The following is a 21,799-nucleotide window of genomic DNA, read 5'->3' as shown; positions in this document are numbered from 1 at the left end:
CGCCGGAGCGGAGCGAGCCTGCGCGGAGCCTTTCGCTCAGCTTTCGCGCACGCCGTTAAAGCCCTCTCAATGGAAGGAAAAGTCATGATCATTTCTCGCAGGCATCTCGGTGCGATCGCGCTTGCCGCGTTCGCTACAAATATCGGCAGCCTTACGGCCAATGCGGAAGACAAAGTCATTCGCATCGGCTACCAAAAATACGGCAACGTCATTCTTCTCAAGGCAAAGGGAACGCTCGAACCCAAGCTTGCCGCCATCGGCTACAAGGTCGCCTGGGCCGAATTCCCATTTGGCCCTCCGCTGCTCGAAGCCATCAATGCAGGAGCCATCGACTTTGGACACACGGGCGAAGCTCCGCCGGTGTTCGCGCAGGCCGCTGGCAGCGCGATCGTCTATGTCGCGCACGAGCCGCCGGCTGCGGAGGGCGAAGCCATTCTTGTTCCCAAGGACAGCCCAATCAAATCCGTGGCTGAGCTCAAAGGTAAGAAAGTCGCCTATGCGAAGGGCTCCAACTCCAACTATTTCGCCGTCAAGGCGCTCGAAAAGGCCGGCATAAAGTTCGGCGAGTTCGAGCCGGTTCATCTCGCCCCCGCCGACGCGCGCGCAGCGTTCGAGAGCGGCAAGGTCGATGCGTGGGCGATCTGGGATCCCTACTACGCTTCGGCCGAGGCGACGGGGAATGCTCGCGTCCTGACCGATGGCACGGGCCTCGTTTCCAACCACCAGTTCTACTTCGCGGGCAAATCCTATGTCGATGCCAACTCCAAGGCCATCGACGTCGTCCTGGCGGAGCTGAAGGTGGTTGATGACTGGGTAAAATCGGATCCTAAAGCGGCAGCGGAACAACTCAGCCCTCCTATCGGCATTCCCGCACCGATCCTCGAAGCCGCGTTGAAGCGCCAATCATATGGCATCAAGCCGCTCGACAATGCCGTTGTCGCAGAACAGCAGAGCATCGCCGACAAGTTCCACGCTCTCGGTCTTTTGCCGAAGGCCATCAAAGTCGAAGAGATTGTCTGGAGAGCTGGCACGTGACGAAGCACGCTATCGAGAATATCAACGTTCTCTGGTTTTTGCCGACGCATGGGGACGGTCGCTTTCTCGGCACAGCCGTAGGCGGCCGTCCCGTCGATCTCAAATATCTCCGGCAGATCGCGCAAGCCGCCGACGACCTCGGCTACTACGGCGTCTTGATCCCAACGGGGCGCAGCTGCGAGGATTCCTGGGTCGTTGCATCGGCGCTCGCGCCCTTGACGGAGCGTTTGCGATATCTCGTGGCCGCTCGTCCCGGGCTTGTATCCGTTTCGGTTGCGGCACGGATGGCCGCAACGCTGGACCGGATTTCCAACGGACGGCTGCTGATCAATATCGTGACCGGAGGAGATCCGGTCGAGAACAAGGGTGACGGGCTATTTCTTGGGCACTCCGAACGCTACGAAGTGACTCAAGAATTTCTCGACGTATTTAAGGATCTCCTTGCCGGCAAGACCGTCGACTATGTGGGCAAGCACATCAAAATCGAAGACGGGCGGCTGCTCTTTCCGCCTGTGCAGCCGGGCGGACTGCCGATCTATTTCGGCGGCTCCTCGGCTCCGGCCATCGACGTTGCCGCTTCGAGCGCGGACGTCATCTTGACGTGGGGCGAACCACCCAAAGACGTCGCGGAAAAGATCGCCCAATTCAAAGCGGCCGCAGACGCCAAGGGCCGAAAGGTCAAGTTCGGAATCCGTCTGCACGTGATCGTGCGAAATACAAATGCTGAAGCCTGGAAAGCGGCTGAAGATCTTATTTCACATCTCAACGATGAGACAATCGCGGCTGCGCAGAAGGTGCTTTCGCGGCTCGATTCCGTCGGGCAGAAACGCATGAGCGCCCTGCATCAGGGACGGCGCGACGAGCTCGAGATCAGCCCCAATCTTTGGGCCGGTGTCGGTCTCGTGCGCGGCGGGGCGGGGACGGCGCTCGTCGGCGATCCCGAAACGGTTGCAGCACGCATCAAGGAATATCGCGACCTCGGCATCGAGACCTTCATCCTGTCTGGCTATCCCCACCTTGAAGAAGCGTACCGGTTCGCGGAACTGGTCTTCCCTCTTTTGCCCATCAGCCACGCCAAACATGTGGAGGCAGGCAGCGTCAACACGGGTCCATTCGGCGAGACGATTGCCAATGACATCCGGCCGAGCGCCATCAAACAAGCATCGCAATCATGAGCGCTCGCCGTCTGCTCATCCGGGCGGACGCCCTAATTCCATGGGCTCTGCCGGTGGGATTGCTTCTCGTATGGGAAATCGCCAGCCGGCTCGGCTTCATTTCGAGTCGCATATTGCCGGCGCCATCGGATGTGGCTTTAGCAGGCTGGCGGCTCGCGCTCACCGGCGAGCTCTGGAGCAACATGGGGGTGAGCTTTCTGCGCGCCGTCACGGGCCTCACCATCGGCGGATCGCTCGGCTTCATTTTGGGATTGGCCAACGGCCTGTCGCGCAAATCCGAGCGGACGACCGATACTCTCCTGCAGATGGTTCGCAACGTTCCTCATCTCGCCCTCATTCCATTGGTCATCCTTTGGTTCGGGATCGGCGAGACTGCGAAGATCTTTCTTGTCGCTCTGGGTGTTTTCTTCCCGATCTACATCAACACACTGCATGGCATCCGCACTGCCGATCCGCACCTCATCGAGATGGGGCGCATCTACGGCATGACGAAGCCTGAGCTCTTCTGGCGCGTAATCCTTCCCGGCGCGCTGCCATCGATCTTTGTCGGATTGCGTTACGCGCTCGGCTTCATGTGGCTGACGCTCATCGTCGCCGAGACCATCGCCGCGTCTTCCGGGATCGGCTACATGGCCATGCAGGCTAGAGAATTCCTGCTGGTCGACATCGTCGTCTTCAGCATCCTCGTCTACGCGCTCCTCGGCAAATTGGCCGACAGCGCGGCGCGGCTGCTCGAGAGAACCTTCCTCAGCTGGCATCCCGCGTTTCAAACTCCGCATCGCGAGAACCGATAATGAGCACGATAACTGCGGCACCGCGAGTCGGCCCTGCAAGTTGGTCAACGCCGGCGTGGAATACGCCTGAGCCGGCTTCATCGACGACCGGCTTGAGCCTGACGGTGCGAAATCTTCAAAAGTCCTTCAAAGACAGGCAGGTGCTCAAGGGGCTGGATTTCCACGTGCCCGCCGGCCAGTTCGTCGCCATTGTCGGCAAGAGCGGGTGCGGAAAGAGCACGTTTCTGCGACTGCTGGTCGGGCTTGAGCGACCAACCGGGGGTGAATTCTGGTTTGGCCCGAATTCCAAGGAAAACTATGACGAACGAACCGCGCGCGTCATGTTTCAAGAGCCGCGTTTGCTGCCCTGGGCGTCCGTGCTTAAAAATGTTGAGGTCGGCCTTGGCCGTGACCGGCGCTTGTCAGGTTCCCGCGAGCGAGCGAGCGCAACTCTTGAGAAAGTCGGCCTCGCCGATCGCCGTGATGACTGGCCTTCGGTCCTTTCGGGGGGACAACGCCAACGCGTGGCACTCGCTCGCGCCCTCGTTTCCAGACCTCGCGTCCTGGCTCTCGATGAACCTCTCGGCGCGCTCGATGCGTTGACGCGGATCTCGATGCAAAAGCTGCTCGACCAAGTCTGGCGTGAGCAAGGCTTCACTGCACTACTCGTTACTCACGACGTTGCAGAAGCGATCACGCTCGCTGATCGTGTTCTTGTGATGGAAGAGGGCGCGATCAAACTTGACCTCAGTATTGACTGCCCGCGCCCGCGGTCGCGCGGTTCTGCTGAAGTCGCGGCGCTCGAAGGCCGCATTCTGGATGAACTCTTTCGCGGATCCGTGGCAGGCGAAGACGCCTGAGCAAAAATTTCAGCAAGCGCCGCTCGATGCAGACTTGCCAAGGCATTTTGTAGCGACCGCACAGCGGCGCTTATCGGCACGTGCCCAGAATATGATCAGCAGTTCTTCTTCGTTATATCCGACTGGCATCTCACTTAGGTTTTCGTGTTGAGACGTTTCCAGGGGATGAGATGATGAAGCTGTTTCGACTCGCGCATGCAATGATCTTTCTGGGCTTCGCGCTCGCCCTTCCGTCCATGGCTACGGCGGCGGAAAAGCTCACCGAGATCAGAATTGATTGGGCGACGTACAATCCCGTTTCTCTCGCTTTGAAAGACAACAAGCTCCTCGAGAAGGAATTCGAGAAGGACGGAATTGCGATCCGTTGGGTTCAATCGCTGGGTTCGAATAAGGCGCTTGAGTTCCTCAATGCAAGCTCGCTCGACTTCGGTTCGACCGCGGGCGCCGCGGCCCTCATCGGTCGCATCAACGGCAATCCGATCAAATCGATTTACGTCTATTCGCGGCCGGAATGGACCGCGCTCGTTACCCGTCCTGATACGGGCATTACGAAGGTCGAGGACCTCAAGGGCAAGCGCGTCGCGGTTACGCGCGGCACCGACCCGCATATCTTTCTCGTCCGGGCACTGCAGGGCGTCGGCCTGACCGAGAAGGACCTGACAATCGTGGTCCTGCAGCACGCGGACGGAAAATCTGCGCTCATCCGCGGCGACGTCGATGCATGGGCCGGGCTCGATCCCGCCATGGCATCGGCTGAAGTCGAGAGTGGTGCGAAACTCTTCTATCGCAATCGAGAAGCGAATACGTGGGGCGTGCTCAACGTCCGCGAAGCTTTCGCCAATGAGCATCCGGATATCGTCAAGCGCGTGCTTGCGACATATGAAAAAGCCCGCGCCTGGTCGATAGCGAACCCCGCCGAGTTGCAAAAGCTGCTCGTTGCGGCAACGAAGCTTCCCGATGCTGTCATCGAGAAGCAGCTCAAGGAGCGGACCGATCTTTCCAATTCCGTGATCGGGCAGCAGCAGAAAGACACGATTTTGGCGGCCGGACTTGCCCTTCAAAAGGCCGAGGTCATCAAGCCTGACGTCGATGTTGCCGGCGCAGTCGACGCGCTGATCGATGCTAGATTCACGACTGCATCCAATTAGCGCGACGCTCTATGGTTGCGTCGGAAAGCACTGGCATCGCTGTCGAGGAAAAATCGAGAGCTGCGGTTGCCCGCAGGGGCCTCAGGCTCGGCGGGCTTCCGGCTATCGGAATCGGGTTCATTCTCCCGATCGCGCTCGGGCTTGGTTGGGAGCTTGTCGTTCGATCTGGCGTTGCCAACGGGCGCTTGGTACCTCCACCCTCGCAAATTGCGGCCACGCTACTCGAACTTGCGCAAACTGGTGAGCTTGCGGTCCACATCAGCGCGACGAGCCTCCGCCTCGTCGCGGGCTTCGTAATAGGGACCGTAGCCGGCACGCTGCTTGGAGCGGTTGCGGGTTACTCCTTGTTCGTTCGAAGCCTCATCGATCCGACGCTTCAGGGCCTCAGAGCCGTTCCCTCCATTGCGTGGGTGCCGCTCTTCATCCTTTGGTTCGGAATTTTTGAGGCTTCGAAGATCACACTCATCGCGGTCGGCGTGTTCTTCCCGGTTTATCTGGGTGTGCTCGGAGCCATTCTCTCGGTCGACCGGAAGATCGTAGAGGTGGGACGCATTTTCCGGCTGTCGCCCATCGCGCTCGTCCGGCGCATCCTGCTGCCATCTATTCTGCCGGCTTATGTCGTTGCGCTTCGCAGCGGTCTTGGGCTCGGCTGGATGTTCGTCGTCGCGGCGGAATTCATGGGCGCGTCCGAAGGGCTCGGTTATCTTCTGGTCGATGGCCAACAACTTGGCAAGCCTTCGCAGATCGTCGCCGCGATACTGCTTTTTGCCGCTCTCGGGAAAACGAGCGATTGGATTCTTTTCTCGGCGAGCGCCCCTTTTCTTCGATGGCAGGACTCTTTCGGCCGAACCAATTGATGCATCATGCTCGAGCTTCGCAATATCGGTAAGATCTATCCAAATCGAACGGTCGCGCTCGACGACGTTTCGCTCGAGTTCGCGCCGGGCGAGATCGTCGCAATCGTCGGCGGCTCGGGATGCGGGAAGAGCACTCTGCTTCGTCTGCTATCCGGCCTCGATAGGCCGACCCAGGGTGGCGTATTTCTCGACGGACAGGCCATCACGGCTCCGCATCCCGCTGTTGGCATCATCTTCCAGGAGCCGCGGTTGCTGCCGTGGCTGAGCGTCAGGGACAATGTCGGCTTCGGCTTGGCGCATCTTGCGCGAGCGGACCGGCACGAGCGAATTGACACCGCCTTGCAGCGGGTCGGTCTATTAGACTACGCAAAGCGATGGCCGCATGAGCTTTCAGGTGGTCAGAGCCAGCGCGTCGCAATCGCCAGGGCTCTGGTGACCCGCCCAACCGTTCTATTGCTTGACGAACCGTTCTCGGCACTCGACGCGTTCACGCGCGTCGAGTTGCAAGATCATCTGCTTGAGCTTTGGGACGACGGCCGCCAAACGCTCGTTCTGGTGACCCACGATATCGAAGAGGCGGTTGCCCTGGCATCGCGTATCGTCGTGATGCAGCCCTCCCCGGGACGCATCGGAGCTATTTTTGACGTCACGCTTGGCCGGCCGCGCGATCGTCTGACGTCCGCTTTCGACGACGAGAAGCGCCGCGTACTTCTTGCCCTGGACGCGTCGCTATCTCGCGGCCGCGCGCTGCGGGCTAATCGACCAAATCTTGCAACAGCGTCGCGATGACTCCGGAGATCTTGCTGAACTGCTCCGAGCACACGCCGAGAGGCACAGTCCTCTCAAATCATTCGAGAAATGGCGTTGCAAATCGAATTGGTTGCGGGGGCTCGCAACAGCCCCAATCCCCCCAGCGCAAAAGCCCAAATTTGGGCGAGAATAGGCGATGGGCACCCACCCTCCCCGACGACGTCGGCGAATTTGTCGTTCACGTATCGAAAGGGGTCGATGATGACTGAAGTCGATCTTTCCTGCATCGGCTGCGCACAACCTTGCCGACAACGTCATCAAGCATACGGCCCCCCGGTGCTCACCGGGCGGAGTCGTCCTTGCGGCAGCTGTTGGGCACGGCCAAGTCGAGACGCATCACCAGGCGCTTCCGTATCGGGTGGGGCTCGGCAACCAGTGGCTTCAAGATCACCCTGTCGATGATCTTCGGCGTTAGTCGAGCGCCGGAACTGTCTCCATAGCCGTTGCGAAGTCACTCAATGAGGCTGCGATAACTGGTCTTGGTTGCATCGGCGAGACCCGTGAATGCGGACGAAGCGCAATGGTCGGCGACTAGCGCCGACATGCTACCAGGTTTCGTTTGCTTTGCGCCGATCTCAGATTTTGCGATCGATTGCAAAGGAGCCGCCATCGCTTTGTGGTAAGCGATCCAGAGCTCCTTTGAGAACACGAGGCCTGGCAAAGGAATTTTCTTGCGACCGGCAAGCGAAGATAGATGCGTCGCTTGCCGCGGTTGTCCGTGAAATCGTGGACTACTTAGGAAGCTTGAAGCTTTTTGCCAGCCATCAGGCAATGCCTACCGGCGGCTTGTTGAGGTATTCTTCTTCACCCTCTGCGGGCCATCCTAGCGCAAAGAACATGCCCTGGAGAAAACTATCGATGTCGTCCAGGCTCCGGCTAGCGTGGACGATCTCTCCATCACTGGAGAGGCTGTAAGCATGCTGATTTGCAGTGAGTGCAAGCCTCAGCTCCATCGCATTAAATTTGGCTACGTCTAAACGCCACTTTGCTGCTTTCTTGAGCATTCATTTGTCTCCTGATTAATGTCTCTCGTACCATTGGGCTCAATCTCCCAATCGGCTTTAATCCCGGCATCCGTCTCGGCGTGGCTCTCGACCATGCACTGTGAGAACTCTTATGCGTGACTGGCGATCATGTTTCGCCCAGCCAGAAGCTGTTTGAGCAGTCGCTCCACCTTTGCCTGCTTCAACTCGATGGGATGCCTCATTAGTCGGCCTCGGCGTCATAATCGGCAACGTTGCGGCGAACCTCTTCTCCTTCCAGGAGAGACGTGGCGTTTTGCTTGAATGCTCGCGTCGGCTTGCCGTCGGTAAATTTCGGCAGAGCTGCGAGGCAGATGCCCCAGCTTTATCAGTTAGCTCTGAACCCGAGCCTAGCCGGTAACTCGGGGGTCTGTCGTTGATACTCATTAACTGCCTCCTAAGCGCAATCTGGTAAGAAATCACTATGGTGCTATATTAGTGCATCAAAGCACCAATCCTAGAGAAAGATACGATCTTGGTAAAAACTACTCGCCTCACAGTTCGGCTGCCTGAGCAGCTGCATCAGACGTTGACAAGAGAAAGCGACACTTCTGGCGATCCGCTCAACGCCGTCATCGTCAATCGGCTAGAGCGCTCGCTGGGGATCGCGTATGTGCCGACGCAGGAAGCTCTAGCGGATCGGCTGTCGGCACTTGAAGTGCGGGTATCTAAAATGGAAGCGGAGCGTGATCTGAGCCCCGAGACTGACGGGGGCGAAGAAGAGAGCGCAAGTCTACGGCTACTGAAGAAGCCATTGCGCAGTGAATAAATGATCAGCTCAGGAACGAACCGGCTTCGTTGCCTCTTGCGTTCTGAAGTCTGAAAAAGAAAACCCCGCATTGGCGTGCGGGACTGAAATCCACGCCGGTCGCGTCGGCGTTACGTAGGAGTCGGAAAGCTGACTACGTATCAGCGACATCGGCCGAACACAACAGTAGGTGCTCGCCGCGATGACAGTATCGTCACTAGAAATAGCTGCACAAGCATACCCAGAAGTTCCAACGCCAACAAACAGCAAGATGTCCGAGCCGCAAAACTCCAAAAGTGCGAAGAAGCCCTTCAGAGCGGTGCCGGGGGAGTTGGGGCAGTGCAGGGCTGTAGCTGGCGGCAGTTTGGCTGCTGGCGTTCTACTCTACCGTATCGCCGGGCTCTGGAGGATACGCCAGAATAAGCTGTGTCGTCGGGGCCGAGAATGGCTCGCGTACAGCCGCCAAGATTGGGCAACTATGGCCGGACTCAGCCTCAGTCAGGTGAAGAACACGGCCCTGCCGGAACTGAAGAAATATTGCTACGACTACATACACATCGCGCAAGCCAAGGTGAAGCACGACGGGCCGAAGCTGTTATGGGTCAGCCTCGACACCGACAAGCTCGCGGAGGCGATGCAGACGGCGAAAAATAATTGGGAAATGGAGGAAATCAGCTTCGATAAAAAGTGACCCGTATCGTCCTCAGATCAGCCGCTCAAAAAACGCTCAATCAGAAATCTCAATAATTCCGAGTCTGCTGACGATCTTAGATCATCCTGAAATCAGACTATTATAGATCGTCCTGAAATCAGCCGATCTTATACCCTAGGAGGATAACACTAGGAGGATAACTCTAGGATCGCTTATCCTCTTACTTACGTAAGAGGGAGAGTACTCGACCTTCGGTCTTCGTATCTCGGGACCATTCGCTAACGCTTAAGTGAAGTGCGAGCTTCGCTCGCATCGTGCTTCGGAAGAGGATGAACAAATGCGAAAGTTCTTATCCGAGAACACAGATCACTTAGGAAAAGGGACTGCCGCCGCGTAAGTCTTGCTGATTGAAATTGATTGCAATGGCCATTCCGGAGATAGGCCAATGCGCGTTAACTCTTTCCGTTAGCGCGAAGGTAGAAGTTTCAGAGTAAGGCGAGGGTTATGCTGAATTAGGAAGTGAGCGGCCTATGCACGCGCTTTTACCCGCCTTAAGTTCAATGATTGTGTTTGCCGCCGCATTGTTCTGGACCATTGGGCATGGCGACACCGTCACCTCGGCGACTGCCATAGGGTTCACCGTTGTCTTCACGATCACAATCGGTGGCACCGTCGTTGCCGCACTGATCGTCGCCCAGATTAGCTACGAGCAAAGTCGATCATCTTTACGCAAGGCTGGTTTCCTTCGCGGCAATTTCGGTCGCGACACTGGCGATTGCGCTGATGGCTTGGTCGCTCCGAGCGCGCCACCCAGACCTTGTTGGCTTTCTTAAAGCTTTCCCACCTTTCGCCCTCTACCCGACTATTGCTGCATGGACAACGTACGTGCTTGCCTTGTGGTGGCAGAGCCGTCGAGCTTAAGGGCTTCGCCCAATCCGAGGACAGCTACGCGCTACTTTGCGTATTCTGCTGTCACCTCGCGGAACTGATCAACCAACCCGGCCACGAAACAACGGTTCGTGGCACACGTGGGCGTCCTCACTCGCATCGTCCGTCGGCAGAACACCACTCGATCGATACCAACGCCAATCGGACTGATGTCGTAATCGGTTCCAGAACCTCTGCCGGGGGCTACGTCGGACCCGCCGTCCGCTATGCGTTCAAACGTCGTCAGATCGTGCGTGACGCTGATCTCCGGAGTTCTGGCTACCCTGTACTTGAGCTATTCGAAATCGCCGCCAGCAACGAACATCGAGTCAGCAAAGACCATCCGGTCTTTAGCAACGCACGCTGAACTCTGGAACGTATGTTCTGCCGATGAAGCTTCGCGACGTGCCACAATTTTGCAATCAATTGCAAAGCGAGTTAGCCCCACATTGCGGTCGCGACCGCAAAATCCTTTCCACGCAACGTCGACCCCGTCAGAAATCCGGAGTCTCGCTCCAGCCATTCCAAGTATCGGCGTACGAACGCGATTTCCACTGCATCATAGATTGAGATGACTGGCTTGGAGAACTTAGGGTCCGAAAGCCTGAACAGAAGTACCTCGAGGTGATATGTGGAGGGAGGTGCTTCATTCGTCACGTAGTGCAGAAATCTTGGTAGCCAGAAAGCCCTAGCCGCGTCGTTCAAATAATCAAGCGCCACGTAGTCGTCGCTGTGTTCGCCGATCTGCCATGATGAGTTTGAATATTTCTCGCGGACGTGCTGCGCCTCCAAACTGAACTGGGTCTGAGGTTGCAAAACCTCTTTTGGCAATCTTCTTGAGGCGGCAAACGTGCTCATCGCATCCCCCTCAAGGCTTTAGGCCAAGTTTGCTGGGCACGCGGAGCGTTCGACCTGGTTCCCCAGCGATTTCCCGCCCGCCATCCTCTCCCATACCCGAAATCTCTCCAGGCGAAATCTCGAACATCATGCTTTCAAGTGCAGGAGGCCATCGCGAAGCCTTTTTGCTATTCCAACCGCCGATGACACTGTGAAGCTCATCGAGATTAAGATCAAAGAGCCCGTGTATCGTCCAACCGTTAGCAAGCCGATACGCTCGCCGTAGCACAGGAGTGACGACATCGGTAACGGTCGCACCCTCGAGATTTTGGTAATTGATGAAACGCGTAAGGGTGGTATTTTCGTCCTCAACTACGCTTTGCCAACCAAATTGCGTGCCATCAAGAGCGGCCTCGATAGGTGGAAGATGCACTTCTTTCAATTTTCGAGGGTTGGTCGACCGAACGTAGATGCTCCACCAGACGAAGGCTTTGACGGTCATGCTCGTACATCTCAAAATATTAGCTGCGGCGGTCCTCGCAAACAAAGCTTCATCGAAGACTTGTGCTGCGTTTTTCTGAAGAACTCGCTGCCTGTGGCCGTCAGGTCCCCAGCTTTTGGCGCTAACGTTAATTCCGTGAGTCCTCGATCCGGTTCACACGGGAAGAGAGAGGCCCGTTGTGCATAGCCAACAGGGACGGATTGGCCATCCAGAGGGACAAAGTTCGAGAAAGTGGACAATTGCAAGAAATCTGAATTCCTCGCGTCCAATGGCTCTGAATACTGTCTTCGAAAATGGATAGCTGAGAAAAAAATTGGTCGTCGCCTTCGTATCAGCTCGTCGATGTTGAAGGTCACGGATGATGTCGTAAGGAACTAGCTCCCGGACTGCGATTGTCGATGTCGTTCTGGTTGCGATCGCTTCGGCGCTATTGGCTTCATCCAAGACCAAACGCTCGGGAAGAAGATCGCCTTATGATTGTCCGCCGCTGATTTCCTCGAAGGTGTGCGCCGTATTCAAATCGCTTGCAATTTCGTCCGGCCTGCCGTCTGTTGCCGAAAGCACGACATTTGCAGCGCCAATATTGGCTTGCTGTCTCTTCGCTTGCCAAGCTTCGTAGTCTGCAAGCATGTGTCCATAATTCATCACGCGCCAATGCCTCACATCGTTTTAGGCAGCAATGGTTGCGGGACAGATCAGGGTGGGGGTCGCTACAGCATGATGATGATATTTTTGGTTTTCGGTACGGCTGCGCTGTTCTCGCGCTTTGTTTCTCGCGCGCTTCCGAAAGGCGCTTGGTTTTTTATCTTGGCGTCCGCGCTAACTGCGGTCTTTTGTGTTATCGTGGGGTTTGGATATGGTGTTTTTCTTGCCTACATGAGGCCGGGCGGGGACCATATTTCGCTTCCAGACTATCTTATGAGTGGAATGAGAAATGGCTTTTTAGCTGCCCTGAGCGCACCTGTTTTCGTCTGGCATTACCGCAAGGGACCGACATCGCCGGTCAACACCAAGCTCAGCGACCGTTACGCTGGATTGCATAAGCCTGACTATTGATTTGGTCACGAACGGGTTGACTGATCCTGGTAGTCACCTCACCGGCTCAGAACGAAATCATCGCAAGGCTGCTCGAACCTCTTTCTTGCTCGACTTCCGGCCAAGCTCGCGCTCAAGGTCGCGCCTCATCCTTCGTCGAGAAGAGGCCATTCCGTTGCTCTCAGCCGCCGGATTGGCCACAAGTTAGAACGTGCCATCATGTCGAGAAAAATCCCGAGATAAGTCATTTACTCGGCTGGTCGCGGAGTTAGAGTTTGCTGTCGCCCTCGCGTGTATCGGGACGACAAATGGACAGCAGACAAGCAATCTCCGGACTTCATGATCACCCTTCGATCGCCAATAACCCATGTGCGACCGACCACTGGATAGCCGCATCTTGGATGCAAAAAGCTATCCGTCGTAGCGAACTCGACCTAGCCGCGCAGGCGACTTCGCATCTCTATCGCTTCCGCGGCGCTAACGCGCTACGCCGTCTCTTGATCGTTTCGTTCGAAGACGTCGGCGTCGCTTCGACCGAGACTGTTTGCGCGATCGTTGATGCAGGCCGCCAGCCCCCGTTCTTTCGGAACGAAGACGTAGCGGCAGCGACAGTATCGTTATCGAACGTCCTCGCTGCTGCTTCTAAAGATCGCTCCGCCGATCTCTTAATATCGGCAATCAATAGCCATCCGTCCTTGGCCGATGTTCGAGCGCGGGCCAAAAACATGAACGACGGCCAACGTCTCAACATGATCGCCGATAGCTCCGCGACCCTTCATGAGCGGGGGGCCGCAACGCTGTACGCTTCCGGACTCGTCGGACAAAATCGGAGAGCCTGGAGAGTTAAGCTCGATGAGGTGCTGGCAACCTTTAAAACGCTCGGCGTTCCTGCACCGTTGATTGACGTTGTTCGTTGCGCGGCGTGGCTGACGAGAGAGCCGTTGACGATCATGCTGCCGCTTTTTTGGCTAGCTCTGAGGTCAGCACGAGCTGAGACCATCGATGACGCGGTGCCCGCAACAAAAACCGTCGCCGGTGTTCCCCTCTACGCCTTCGACAAACACACCCGGATCGGAAAGCTCGCAATTCAGCGTTTCGCCCGAGAGAATATCGAAGTGCGGCGCGTCCTAGAGGCTCGCATTGCCAAAGCTCAACGTCCCGCGGCCGCCTGCATGGCGGCGTTTTACGCCGACGGCGCGCCGATCTCGAAGCGATTGGTTTGGGCAGGTAGCGCGGAGATCGAAAAGCTCGGTCGCGAAGGTGATCTGTCTCGCGTCGGCGTTCCGCTTGAGGCAGCTGAGCCATTGATGTCGGCCGTCACGAACAATCTCGGCCACCTTAACGACATCCGAGAACAGCAGCTGCTCAAGCACCTGAGGGCGTCGCAATGACGAGCGAGGTCCTAACCCCCGATAATTTTCCATTATCGCGACGCAGTGCAGAAGCCCGTTCAAGTGGCCCCACCTCTCCTTCCATTTTTGCAATTGATTGCAAAAATCGACGGTCCAATTGGCATCAGCACGAGGGCTCGCACTCGACAGGCTTTGGAGATAAACGATCCAAGGCTTCGGACGATGCTTGTTCATCTCCTTCGAGTCGGGCGGTTCCTGTGAATGTTGAACAGTGCTGGCCCTAATATACCGCGCGTTATCGTCGAAGTGGCGAAGTGCACCACCATTTGCGGAGGTTGAGCTCCGAACTTCCGATTACTTATCGCCTCCTGATTTTGTTCTGCCAACCAATACGAGATTGGCGGTCTGAGGATCGTAAATATAGTTGGTAATCGTCCCGTCCTTTATGCGCTCCACCACCTCGTTCACGATGAAGACGGGCACGAGGAACCATTCCCGCGGAATGACCGGGTTGCCGAAGCGATCCTTAATTTCGATGTCGAGGCGCGCGGGATCGAAAACGCGATGGATCAGATTTTCGAGTTTGGTGCGGTTTATGTTGTAGAGTTCATAGGTGGCAACGATTTCCACATCAGCCATAAGGAAGGTCGGATCAAGCTTTGCATTGGCGATCCGCCTCGCCACATCACCACCCGTCACGCCGATTTTGTGCAGAACGTCGCGGTGAGCGGCGACAACCGGATGCTCCGACCTGCTGCGTAAAACGTAGATCATACCGCTCGCGAGATCACCGTCATCGGCTTCGTCCGCGAACAGTGGGCCAGCGGATGGCTGGGAAATGAGACGGCTGCTCTCATCTTTGTATAGTGCGCGCTGAAGCGATCGGAGCAAGAGATTGCTCTCCGTACCGTTTGAATAAATCACTTGTAGTCGCGCATCCAATTGGCCATTGGGGGCCTTGATAGGCTCACCAACTTCGGCAACAAGCGCCGTTTGGCCGCCAAGGATGAAGAACTCTCCCGCCTTGATATCTGATTTCAGAAAGCCTGCGTCTTTCCTGATGCGGCGTGCGATCCGCTCCCCGGTTTCAAGTTCTTTCGCCACCCTATCGAACAACGGCTTGAACTCCGCAAAATCATCGCATGGGGTGCGATTGGCAATTTCCTCGGCGGCGCGCTTCTCGGCCGTCGCGCGTACATGCCGAAGCGCGGTGATGTCCGATGAACCCGCCGCGCCTTCCAACTCGGCAAGCAACTCGTCGTCGTCCATAGTTTCCGCTGGCGTCGCAGCAACGGCTTCCGCGACCGTGAGCAGCCCTTGGTAATCCATCGACGCAAGAAGGGAGCGGCATTCACCGAGCGAACGCAGCCGATCAAGGCGCACAGCATAAAGCCGCTCGAAGATATCGCCCTCCTCGCCATGCTGCGGAATGCGACCATTCTGCTCGACGAAGCGTTGGATTTCCTCGAAACCCGCAATAATGCGTTCTTCGCGCGGCGACCGAGCACTCTTCTTTTCAGGCTGCGCAAATTCGTCAAGTTCTTCGCGCAGTTCATCGAGGTCCAGATCACCCATAGCGGCCCTCATCCTTGAACTTCACAAATGCGGCTGCGCCTTCTGCCATCCGCTTTTCCCAGGCATCGGTCGAACCGATTGAAGGGAGCCGTCCACGTTCCTTCTTGAACTTAACGGCGCGCACAGCAAGCTCCTTGGCTTCCTCCGGCGTCAGCGTCGTGCGCTTAGCGGCAATCGCCGCCGCGACCTGTTTGAGACTTTCTTCGCTCATCGTCTTGGAGAGGATAGCATAGGCTTCGCCGAAAGGGTTGATGCGGTCTATAAGGTCGATGTCTAACTCCCGCACGTCCATCGCGAACTTGCGCACACCGTCGATCAACGCCGTGTTGGGGCTCGGCTCGTCGTCTTCACCATCAATCGCAAGCTGCTTCGCCTGCTGCGTCAGATTGAGGGCGGCAACGGCGTGTTGGCGCACAGCCTCCTGATCTTCCTCATCGAGTTCTGGATATTTGTCCTTGATGATCTTGCCCATGCGAACCTGCGTCAGTTCTTCAGGCACAAGTTCCTCATCAAAGAGTCCGCGTTCGATGGCTGTCTTGTCCTGAACAAAGGCGGCGATCACCTCGTTCAAGTCCTCCTGGCAAATGCGTGCCGCCTCCTTGCTCTTGGGTTCAGCGAGACCCTTGATCTCGATCTGGAACTGTCCCGTCTGCTCGTTGAAGCCGATATTGCACTTGTCTGGATCATAGCCGCCTTCGCCGTAGTCAAATCCCGGCGTTGGGCCGCTTCCCTGCCTCTTCGGATTGAACTCAAAGCGCGGGGCAAGAACCTGCTCCATAAGAAGGCTTGCCGCGATTGCTTTCAGCGTGTCGTTCACCGCTTCGGCAACCGCTTCCTCGGATGCGTCTGGCTCGGCGATCAAGTTCGTGAAACGCGCGCGGGTCTTGTCCGGAGCGTCGCGTGTGGCGCGACCGATGATCTGCACGATTTCCGTAAGGCTGGACCGATAGCCGACCGTCAGCGCGTGTTCGCACCAAATCCAATCGAAGCCTTCCTTCGCCATGCCGAGCGCGATGATGATATCTACATGGTCGCGGTTGTTCTTCTGCGCGGGGTCTTTCAGCGCAGCCGAAACACGATCACGCTTGTTCGGGCCGTCATCGACAAGATCGGCGATGCGCAGCATACGGCCCTCTGGCGTCTTCACAAGCTGGAAGCCGGTCGCGGGGTCGATGCCCTGCCATTCGCCCAGCTCGCTGATGATGTGCTCCACCTCCTTGATCTTGTCCTTTGTGCTTTCGCGCGAATTGACGTTCGGGATATGAATGATGGTCTTCTCGGCGGGATTGAGGACGTTCAGAATGTCGTCAGTGTACGAGCCGGAATAGAAGAAGTAGCCCATATCGAGCTGTTTTAGATACTCATAGCCATTGAGCTGCTCGTAATAGGTGTAGGTGACGGTATCGAATTTTGCTTCGTCTTGCGGGGCCAGCACAGGCATAGCGTCGCCCCGGAAGTAAGAGCCTGTCATCGCCACTATATGCGTCTTATCGCGCGCAATGAGCTGCCCGAGATGCTGGCCGAGCTTATTGTCGGGATCGGCGGAAACGTGATGGAACTCGTCCACGGCAATCAGCCGGTCGTCGAACGCCTCCACACCGAATTTGTCGACGGCAAAGCGGAAGGTTGCATGAGTGCAGACCAGAACCTGGTCGCCGCTCTCAAGAAACGCCTTAACGGAGTTGACCTTGCCGCCGTTGTCAGAGCCAGGCGCGTTGCACAGGTTCCACTTCGGCTCGACGCGCCAATCAGCCCAAAAACCGTATTGGGTCAGAGGCTCGTCGTTGAAGCTCGCGCCGATGGATTTTTCCGGCACGACGATGATGGCCTGCTTACGACCCTGATTGGAGAGCTTGTCAAGCGCGATGAACATGAGCGCGCGGCTTTTGCCTGATGCGGGCGGAGACTTGATGAGAAGATAGGGTTCGCCGCGCTTCTCATAAGCGCGCTCCTGCATCGGCCTCATGCCGAGCGCGTTGGCCTTCGTCGAAACACCGTTGCGGGCGTACGAGACCGAGATAGAGGGTACTGATTTCTTCTGGTTGGTCATGTGCCTCCCCCGCCTAGCATTTCTTAGCTCCGCCCGTTCCTGGCCACGCCTTGGCCAACGGTCATTTTAATGTAGAGGTCGAACAACCTCTCCAGCCGCTCCGTATCGTTCTTGAAGCGGCGACCGATATAGATGCGCTCGAGCACTTCGTCATTGCGCTCGTGTGCTCCACGCAAATCGGCGGGCATCTTGTCGGGATCGTAGAGATCGGCGATTGTGGCCGGAAAATTCGCCTCGCGCGCAATCAAAATGTCTTCTGCGCAGCGCGTCAGGTCGGCCTTGTTCTTCTCGGTGAGCGTCGGCACCGGAAACGTGTTCCAGCCGATTGTATTGGAATAAGAGAAATCCGTCCGCATCCGGACGCAAACTGTCGCAATCCAAACCCAATGAAGGCGCGAGGCGATGACAGCCATATTCCAAAGGGGAGCATTGAACAGCGCGAAGCATTTGTTCGAAATGATTGTCCCGCGAGGTAGCAGTCCGCAGGGTAGATAGTTTCGATTTTCGGAGCTGATCGCTGCAACTGCAATCACGGCTTCATCGCCAGACTGACGCCGTTCATCAAATCTATGAGGCGTATTCGCTCCGCGTTGCGTCGCAATCTTGGGGCTAGCAAGCCTCATTTCGCGGACTTTCTGCAATCGCGGGCCGATCACAGGATGCCGAAGCGCCTCTTCGGCGTCAACGTCATCAATCCAGATGCAGAAACGGGGTTTCCCTCCGATAAATTCGTCCGAGCCAAATATTGGCCGCACAAACTTTTTTCGATCCTCTGACGACAACCCAAGATGGGTCAACTCATCTTGAGAAAGTAAGAGATTACCACCGTCAACGGGTTTACTGCCAAAGGTCATCTCCGAAATATTCGTCAGCGGCTTGGATGATTTTCGAACAACCAAATCTGGTCCTGCCACCAGATAGGCATTGATGTGCTCAACTTCTTTCGTGATTGCAGTCCCGTCGTCGGCGAGTGAAAACAATTGCCGCAGCTTACCAACATGATTGGCGATACCCACGATTACAACGGTGACGCCCGCCTTGTAACTCGCAAGATTTGCCCATTTGAACGATGTGTGCGCAAACGCGATCTGATGACCGGCTTGAAAGATGAGCGGCCAAAGGATCGGAACTTGCTGACCCTGACAGATTGAATTTGTAGCCACAAAAGCTGCTGCCGAATTGGTGCGTGTGCCGTAATCAGCAGCCTTTAGAAACCAACCGGCAACGTAGTCGAGAGATTTCCAATTCTGCGTGCGCCCCTCGAAGATGATCCGCAAGTCCGACTTTTGTGCCTCGGATTGCCAAGTCGAGCCAAGGTAGGGAGGATTACTACAGATATAGGTTTCACCACCCTCATTCTCGAAGTCGATCTCCGGCTGATCGAGCGGCTCCTGAAGAAGATCGTCGCTGTGTATTTTCACACTGGTCCCTGTTGGTGGGCAGACGCTCAACCAGTCGAGCCGCAGGGCGTTGCCGCAAGTGATCCAGCTCTCGGCATCCAGGGGCAAAAACTCTGCCAGGGCTTGCTTCTGGCCACGATGCAACACATCGCACTGATATTCGGCAATGATGAGCGCGAGGCGCGCGACCTCGGCTGGGAAGTCGCGTAGTTCGATACCACGAAAGTTCGTGAGGGGAATTTCCGTCCGACGCCCCGTTTCCCCGCGCCGCTTGTTGATCTCGGCTTCGATGGCTCGCATTGCCTTATACGCAATGACAAGGAAGTTGCCGGAACCGCAGGCCGGGTCAAAGACCCTAATCTTCGCCATGCGGCTGCGCAGGTTAAGAAGTTTGCGGGAATTGCCGCCCGCTTCTTCAAGCTGATCACGCAGATCATCGAGGAACAGCGGATCGAGAACTTTCAGGATGTTCGGTACGCTCGTGTAGTGCATACCGAGTGCGCCGCGCTCCTCGTCCTCCGCGACAGCCTGGATCATTGACCCGAAAATGTCTGGGTTGATCCTTTTCCAGTCGAGGCCGCCGATGTGCAGAAGATAGGATCGTGCGATCTTGGAAAAACGCGGAACGTCGAGGCTGCCGGAGAATAGGCCCCCGTTTACATAAGGGAAGGCGTCGGCCCAGCGAGGTACCTTGGCATTCGCTCGATCCTCAATTTTCGTGTTCATCGCTCGGAACAGCTCGCCGACGACTTCGTGGGTATTGGAAGAGTCGCGTGCACTCATCTGCTCGATGGCGGCTGTGAATAAACCGGTGCCATTGAAGATGTCCGTATCTTCGGCGAAGAAGCAGAAGATCAGCCGCGCCATAAAATGGTTCATGTCACGGCGGCGCTCGGCGGAGCCCCACTCGGGATTGTCTTTCAGAAGCTCGACATAGAGCCGGTTCAGGCGGCCTGTGGCACGGATATCGAAAGCATTATCTGTGATCTGCTTGACGGTGGTTATGCCCGCAAGCGGTAAGAAGAAGCCGAAATGGTCGGGGAAATCTTGGTAGGTGGACGCGACGGTCTCACCACTTTCTAAGTCCTCAGCCTCGAAGTTCGTGCCGTCGGTGGCGAGGATGAAGCGTGCTTTGGCCCTGGCAGTGGCCGGGCTTGCCTTCAGCGCCGCCAGCGTCTTTGTCAGCTCACCCGGCAGACCGACGGCGATATGGATGTTGTTGGTTTGTAGGACGCCGCCGAGATCAGATTTGTTCGATGTACCGCTGCGAAGACGCTTGATCGTAGTTTCCTTGTTGCCGAATGCTTCAAGGAAGGCGAACGGAAACTCTTCCGGGTCGAACGGCGCAGCCGCAAGGGCCGATACGGCCTCTTCGATTTCGACAGGGTTCATTGCGACTCACTCAGCGTGGCACGTCTTTGTGGACGGCCCCTGCAAATTTCCACGATTTCCCTCGTGCATTCGCACATCGTCCCCCAATTGCGAATAAGTCCGCTTTCTATGTCCTAGGCCACTATGTCGGACAAGGCTCGGCCACGGAAGACCAAGCAGATTGCATGCCCCCACCTTTTCGCTGCCGATTGCACTTGACGCGCGCTAGCAAGGCGGCATCGCGACGCGCCCAGTAGCGCAACGCAACGGCTGAATTTGTGTGCCGGGCAAAGTTGCGCCGCCATAGGGGCAACTCCGAATTTTTGTTTTCTCCAGGCACTTGACGATCTTGTTGCGATTGAAATTCGGGCCGACTCACTTTCTTATGCGCGCTTGAACACAAACGGTGCGTTGCAGGGGAGGGACCAGCCGAGCGTGTGCTCTTAGCTTTGCGGATCAAGCCCGCAGCGCGCGTTCGGTGCGCCTATTTGGCGAGGCATCACGTGCTCAACGAGCAATCGGACTACGGCAAACAGCCGTTCATTGATATTCCCGCTTCCGCTTTTGAAGTGAAAGCGATCTATTGGACGGAACCAGATCGTTCCGTCATCAAAGAGATTAAAGCATTTGTGGCGAAGACTGGCCGCCCGTATCTCTGGCCAAGGCACACTCACACCAAGCCGCCAAAGGGCGCGCGCCCCGTATACCTGGGGGAATTCGATCTGCCAGAAGCATACCTGCGGAACTCAACTCTCCATTCGCCTTGTCCGTGTTGTTGCCCCAAAAAGCCAAAGTTTGCGCTTCACGGCAAAATCGCATGGTTCCCCGACGAGGGCGTAATCCGCCTTATCGGCCCTGATTGCTTTAAAACTCTCAACCCGAGCGGCCACGAAGAGGCCGTTGCCGAACTGAGGCGGCGCGAGGCCCGCGAAAGCGATATCGCATATTTGCTCCGGCTTGCTCAGAACGTTCGCTTCATCCGTGACGCCATCGACGAAAACCTTGAAATAGCGACCGCTGTGGAAAAGATGCGGAACGGCGTTCTCGCGGCACTGGACGAGCACAACATTCCGCTTTGGAACCATGTGCGCAACGGAGAACTAAAAATCACGAAAGAAAAAATTCGCGTCAGTCAGAGTGCAAGCGGGGCGACTTCGCGAACGAGCAAGATCATCCAGAAAACCTATGCCCACATCAAAGGGTACGAACTGGTTTCGCCCTTTTACAGCAGTATCGTCCTTAGTCTGACGAACGCTCGCAAGATGCTCGATGCAATTGATCTCAGCGCGAAATCGGTCGCCGAGATTGAGGGTATGGACGACGCTACACGGACGACGACTGCTCGGGGACTTAAGCAGACACTTGCCGAGCTTCGGGAGAAACTTCAAAAGTTGGACGAGCTACGGCGCTTTGCATCCTTCGAAACGATCAAGACCCTCAAGACGTGGGCGACACGTGAGGACGCCGCGCTCAATTTTCACGTCGACCGGAAGGATGACAAGCTTGTCATCGGTGCGTCTCCGATAAAGTGCACCCGTCTGCTGATCGATCTCGCGGTTGATCGCAATGTGACTTGGATTGAAGAGATGAAAGCTACGGACTTCAACTAGCGCGACAACGCGCTAGGCAACTGCGCAAATTCCCCTTTTGAACTCCTGAGCAACGCACGG

General features: G+C 56.6%; 19 protein-coding genes. 13 read left to right on the top strand and 6 right to left on the bottom strand.

Going from position 1 to position 21,799, the window contains the following annotated elements; genetic code table 11:
* Positions 1-84 precede the first annotated feature (84 nt).
* From AB4Z24_RS13905 to AB4Z24_RS13875, 7 genes are all read left to right on the top strand, one after another.
* A complete protein-coding gene (locus tag AB4Z24_RS13905) occupies positions 85-1,035 on the top strand; it encodes a sulfonate ABC transporter substrate-binding protein (RefSeq protein WP_441709074.1) in 951 nt (316 codons plus the stop codon).
* The gene (gene ssuD / locus AB4Z24_RS13900; protein ID WP_441709072.1) at positions 1,032-2,210 is read left to right on the top strand and encodes an FMNH2-dependent alkanesulfonate monooxygenase; all 1,179 of its coding nucleotides are present in this window, start codon (positions 1,032-1,034) and stop codon (positions 2,208-2,210) included. The genes AB4Z24_RS13905 and ssuD overlap by 4 nt, the downstream gene beginning before the upstream one ends.
* Complete coding sequence (gene ssuC, locus AB4Z24_RS13895; protein WP_441709070.1) at positions 2,207-3,004, top strand: aliphatic sulfonate ABC transporter permease SsuC; 798 nt, start codon at positions 2,207-2,209, stop codon at positions 3,002-3,004. The genes ssuD and ssuC overlap by 4 nt, the downstream gene beginning before the upstream one ends.
* A complete protein-coding gene (locus AB4Z24_RS13890; RefSeq protein ID WP_441709068.1) occupies positions 3,004-3,843 on the top strand; it encodes an ATP-binding cassette domain-containing protein in 840 nt (279 codons plus the stop codon). The genes ssuC and AB4Z24_RS13890 overlap by 1 nt, the downstream gene beginning before the upstream one ends.
* A gap of 170 nt (positions 3,844-4,013) precedes the next feature.
* The gene (locus tag AB4Z24_RS13885; RefSeq protein WP_441709066.1) at positions 4,014-4,991 is read left to right on the top strand and encodes an aliphatic sulfonate ABC transporter substrate-binding protein; all 978 of its coding nucleotides are present in this window, start codon (positions 4,014-4,016) and stop codon (positions 4,989-4,991) included.
* A gap of 11 nt (positions 4,992-5,002) precedes the next feature.
* On the top strand, positions 5,003-5,848 hold the full coding sequence (locus AB4Z24_RS13880) for an ABC transporter permease (RefSeq protein WP_441709064.1): 846 nt from the start codon (positions 5,003-5,005) through the stop codon (positions 5,846-5,848).
* Positions 5,849-5,854: 6 nt separating this feature from the next.
* On the top strand, positions 5,855-6,637 hold the full coding sequence (locus AB4Z24_RS13875) for an ABC transporter ATP-binding protein (RefSeq protein WP_441709062.1): 783 nt from the start codon (positions 5,855-5,857) through the stop codon (positions 6,635-6,637).
* A 785-nt stretch (positions 6,638-7,422) separates the two neighbouring features.
* On the opposite strand, the gene AB4Z24_RS13870 is transcribed toward AB4Z24_RS13875, so the two are convergent.
* The gene (locus AB4Z24_RS13870; protein ID WP_441709060.1) at positions 7,423-7,662 is read right to left on the bottom strand and encodes a hypothetical protein; all 240 of its coding nucleotides are present in this window, start codon (positions 7,660-7,662) and stop codon (positions 7,423-7,425) included.
* A gap of 493 nt (positions 7,663-8,155) precedes the next feature.
* Between AB4Z24_RS13870 and AB4Z24_RS13865 the strand changes: the two genes are divergently transcribed.
* From AB4Z24_RS13865 to AB4Z24_RS13855, 3 genes are all read left to right on the top strand, one after another.
* A complete protein-coding gene (locus AB4Z24_RS13865) occupies positions 8,156-8,449 on the top strand; it encodes a hypothetical protein (protein WP_441709058.1) in 294 nt (97 codons plus the stop codon).
* Between the two features lie 457 nt (positions 8,450-8,906).
* A complete protein-coding gene (locus AB4Z24_RS13860) occupies positions 8,907-9,119 on the top strand; it encodes a hypothetical protein (protein ID WP_441709056.1) in 213 nt (70 codons plus the stop codon).
* A 491-nt stretch (positions 9,120-9,610) separates the two neighbouring features.
* On the top strand, positions 9,611-9,913 hold the full coding sequence (locus AB4Z24_RS13855; protein WP_441709054.1) for a hypothetical protein: 303 nt from the start codon (positions 9,611-9,613) through the stop codon (positions 9,911-9,913).
* A gap of 532 nt (positions 9,914-10,445) precedes the next feature.
* Here the strand turns inward: AB4Z24_RS13855 and AB4Z24_RS13850 are convergent.
* Together AB4Z24_RS13850 and AB4Z24_RS13845 are read right to left on the bottom strand one after the other, a co-directional pair.
* Complete coding sequence (locus AB4Z24_RS13850) at positions 10,446-10,865, bottom strand: hypothetical protein (protein ID WP_441709053.1); 420 nt, start codon at positions 10,863-10,865, stop codon at positions 10,446-10,448.
* A 10-nt stretch (positions 10,866-10,875) separates the two neighbouring features.
* A complete protein-coding gene (locus AB4Z24_RS13845; protein ID WP_441709051.1) occupies positions 10,876-11,346 on the bottom strand; it encodes a hypothetical protein in 471 nt (156 codons plus the stop codon).
* A 477-nt stretch (positions 11,347-11,823) separates the two neighbouring features.
* Here AB4Z24_RS13845 and AB4Z24_RS13840 point away from each other — a divergent pair, with 477 nt between their 5' ends.
* Positions 11,824-12,402, top strand: coding sequence for a hypothetical protein (locus AB4Z24_RS13840; protein ID WP_441709049.1), 579 nt, complete (start codon positions 11,824-11,826; stop codon positions 12,400-12,402).
* A gap of 287 nt (positions 12,403-12,689) precedes the next feature.
* Positions 12,690-13,772, top strand: coding sequence for a hypothetical protein (locus tag AB4Z24_RS13835; protein ID WP_441709047.1), 1,083 nt, complete (start codon positions 12,690-12,692; stop codon positions 13,770-13,772).
* 315 nt (positions 13,773-14,087) lie between these two features.
* Here the strand turns inward: AB4Z24_RS13835 and AB4Z24_RS13830 are convergent, their stop codons facing one another.
* The 3 genes from AB4Z24_RS13830 to AB4Z24_RS13820 are packed head-to-tail and all read right to left on the bottom strand — an operon-like array spanning position 14,088 to position 20,150.
* Complete coding sequence (locus tag AB4Z24_RS13830; RefSeq protein WP_441709045.1) at positions 14,088-15,308, bottom strand: GIY-YIG nuclease family protein; 1,221 nt, start codon at positions 15,306-15,308, stop codon at positions 14,088-14,090.
* Positions 15,301-17,358 carry a DEAD/DEAH box helicase gene (locus AB4Z24_RS13825; RefSeq protein WP_441709043.1) on the bottom strand — a complete coding sequence of 686 codons (2,058 nt, stop codon included), beginning with the start codon at positions 17,356-17,358 and terminating at the stop codon, positions 15,301-15,303. The genes AB4Z24_RS13830 and AB4Z24_RS13825 overlap by 8 nt, the downstream gene beginning before the upstream one ends.
* 23 nt (positions 17,359-17,381) lie before the next feature.
* Entirely contained in the window at positions 17,382-20,150 is a 2,769-nt protein-coding gene (locus AB4Z24_RS13820) for a class I SAM-dependent DNA methyltransferase (protein WP_441709041.1), read from the bottom strand.
* A 482-nt stretch (positions 20,151-20,632) separates the two neighbouring features.
* On the opposite strand from AB4Z24_RS13820, the gene AB4Z24_RS13815 reads away from it, so the two are divergent.
* Positions 20,633-21,739: a hypothetical protein gene (locus AB4Z24_RS13815; RefSeq protein ID WP_441709039.1), complete on the top strand. Its 1,107-nt coding sequence runs from the start codon at positions 20,633-20,635 to the stop codon at positions 21,737-21,739.
* Positions 21,740-21,799: the final 60 nt, after the last annotated feature.

Source organism: Hyphomicrobium sp. 2TAF46 (assembly GCF_052114865.1).
In the GTDB taxonomy this organism is placed as follows: Bacteria; Pseudomonadota; Alphaproteobacteria; order Rhizobiales; family Hyphomicrobiaceae; genus Hyphomicrobium_B.
This window is presented reverse-complemented; position numbering and strand designations above follow the sequence as displayed.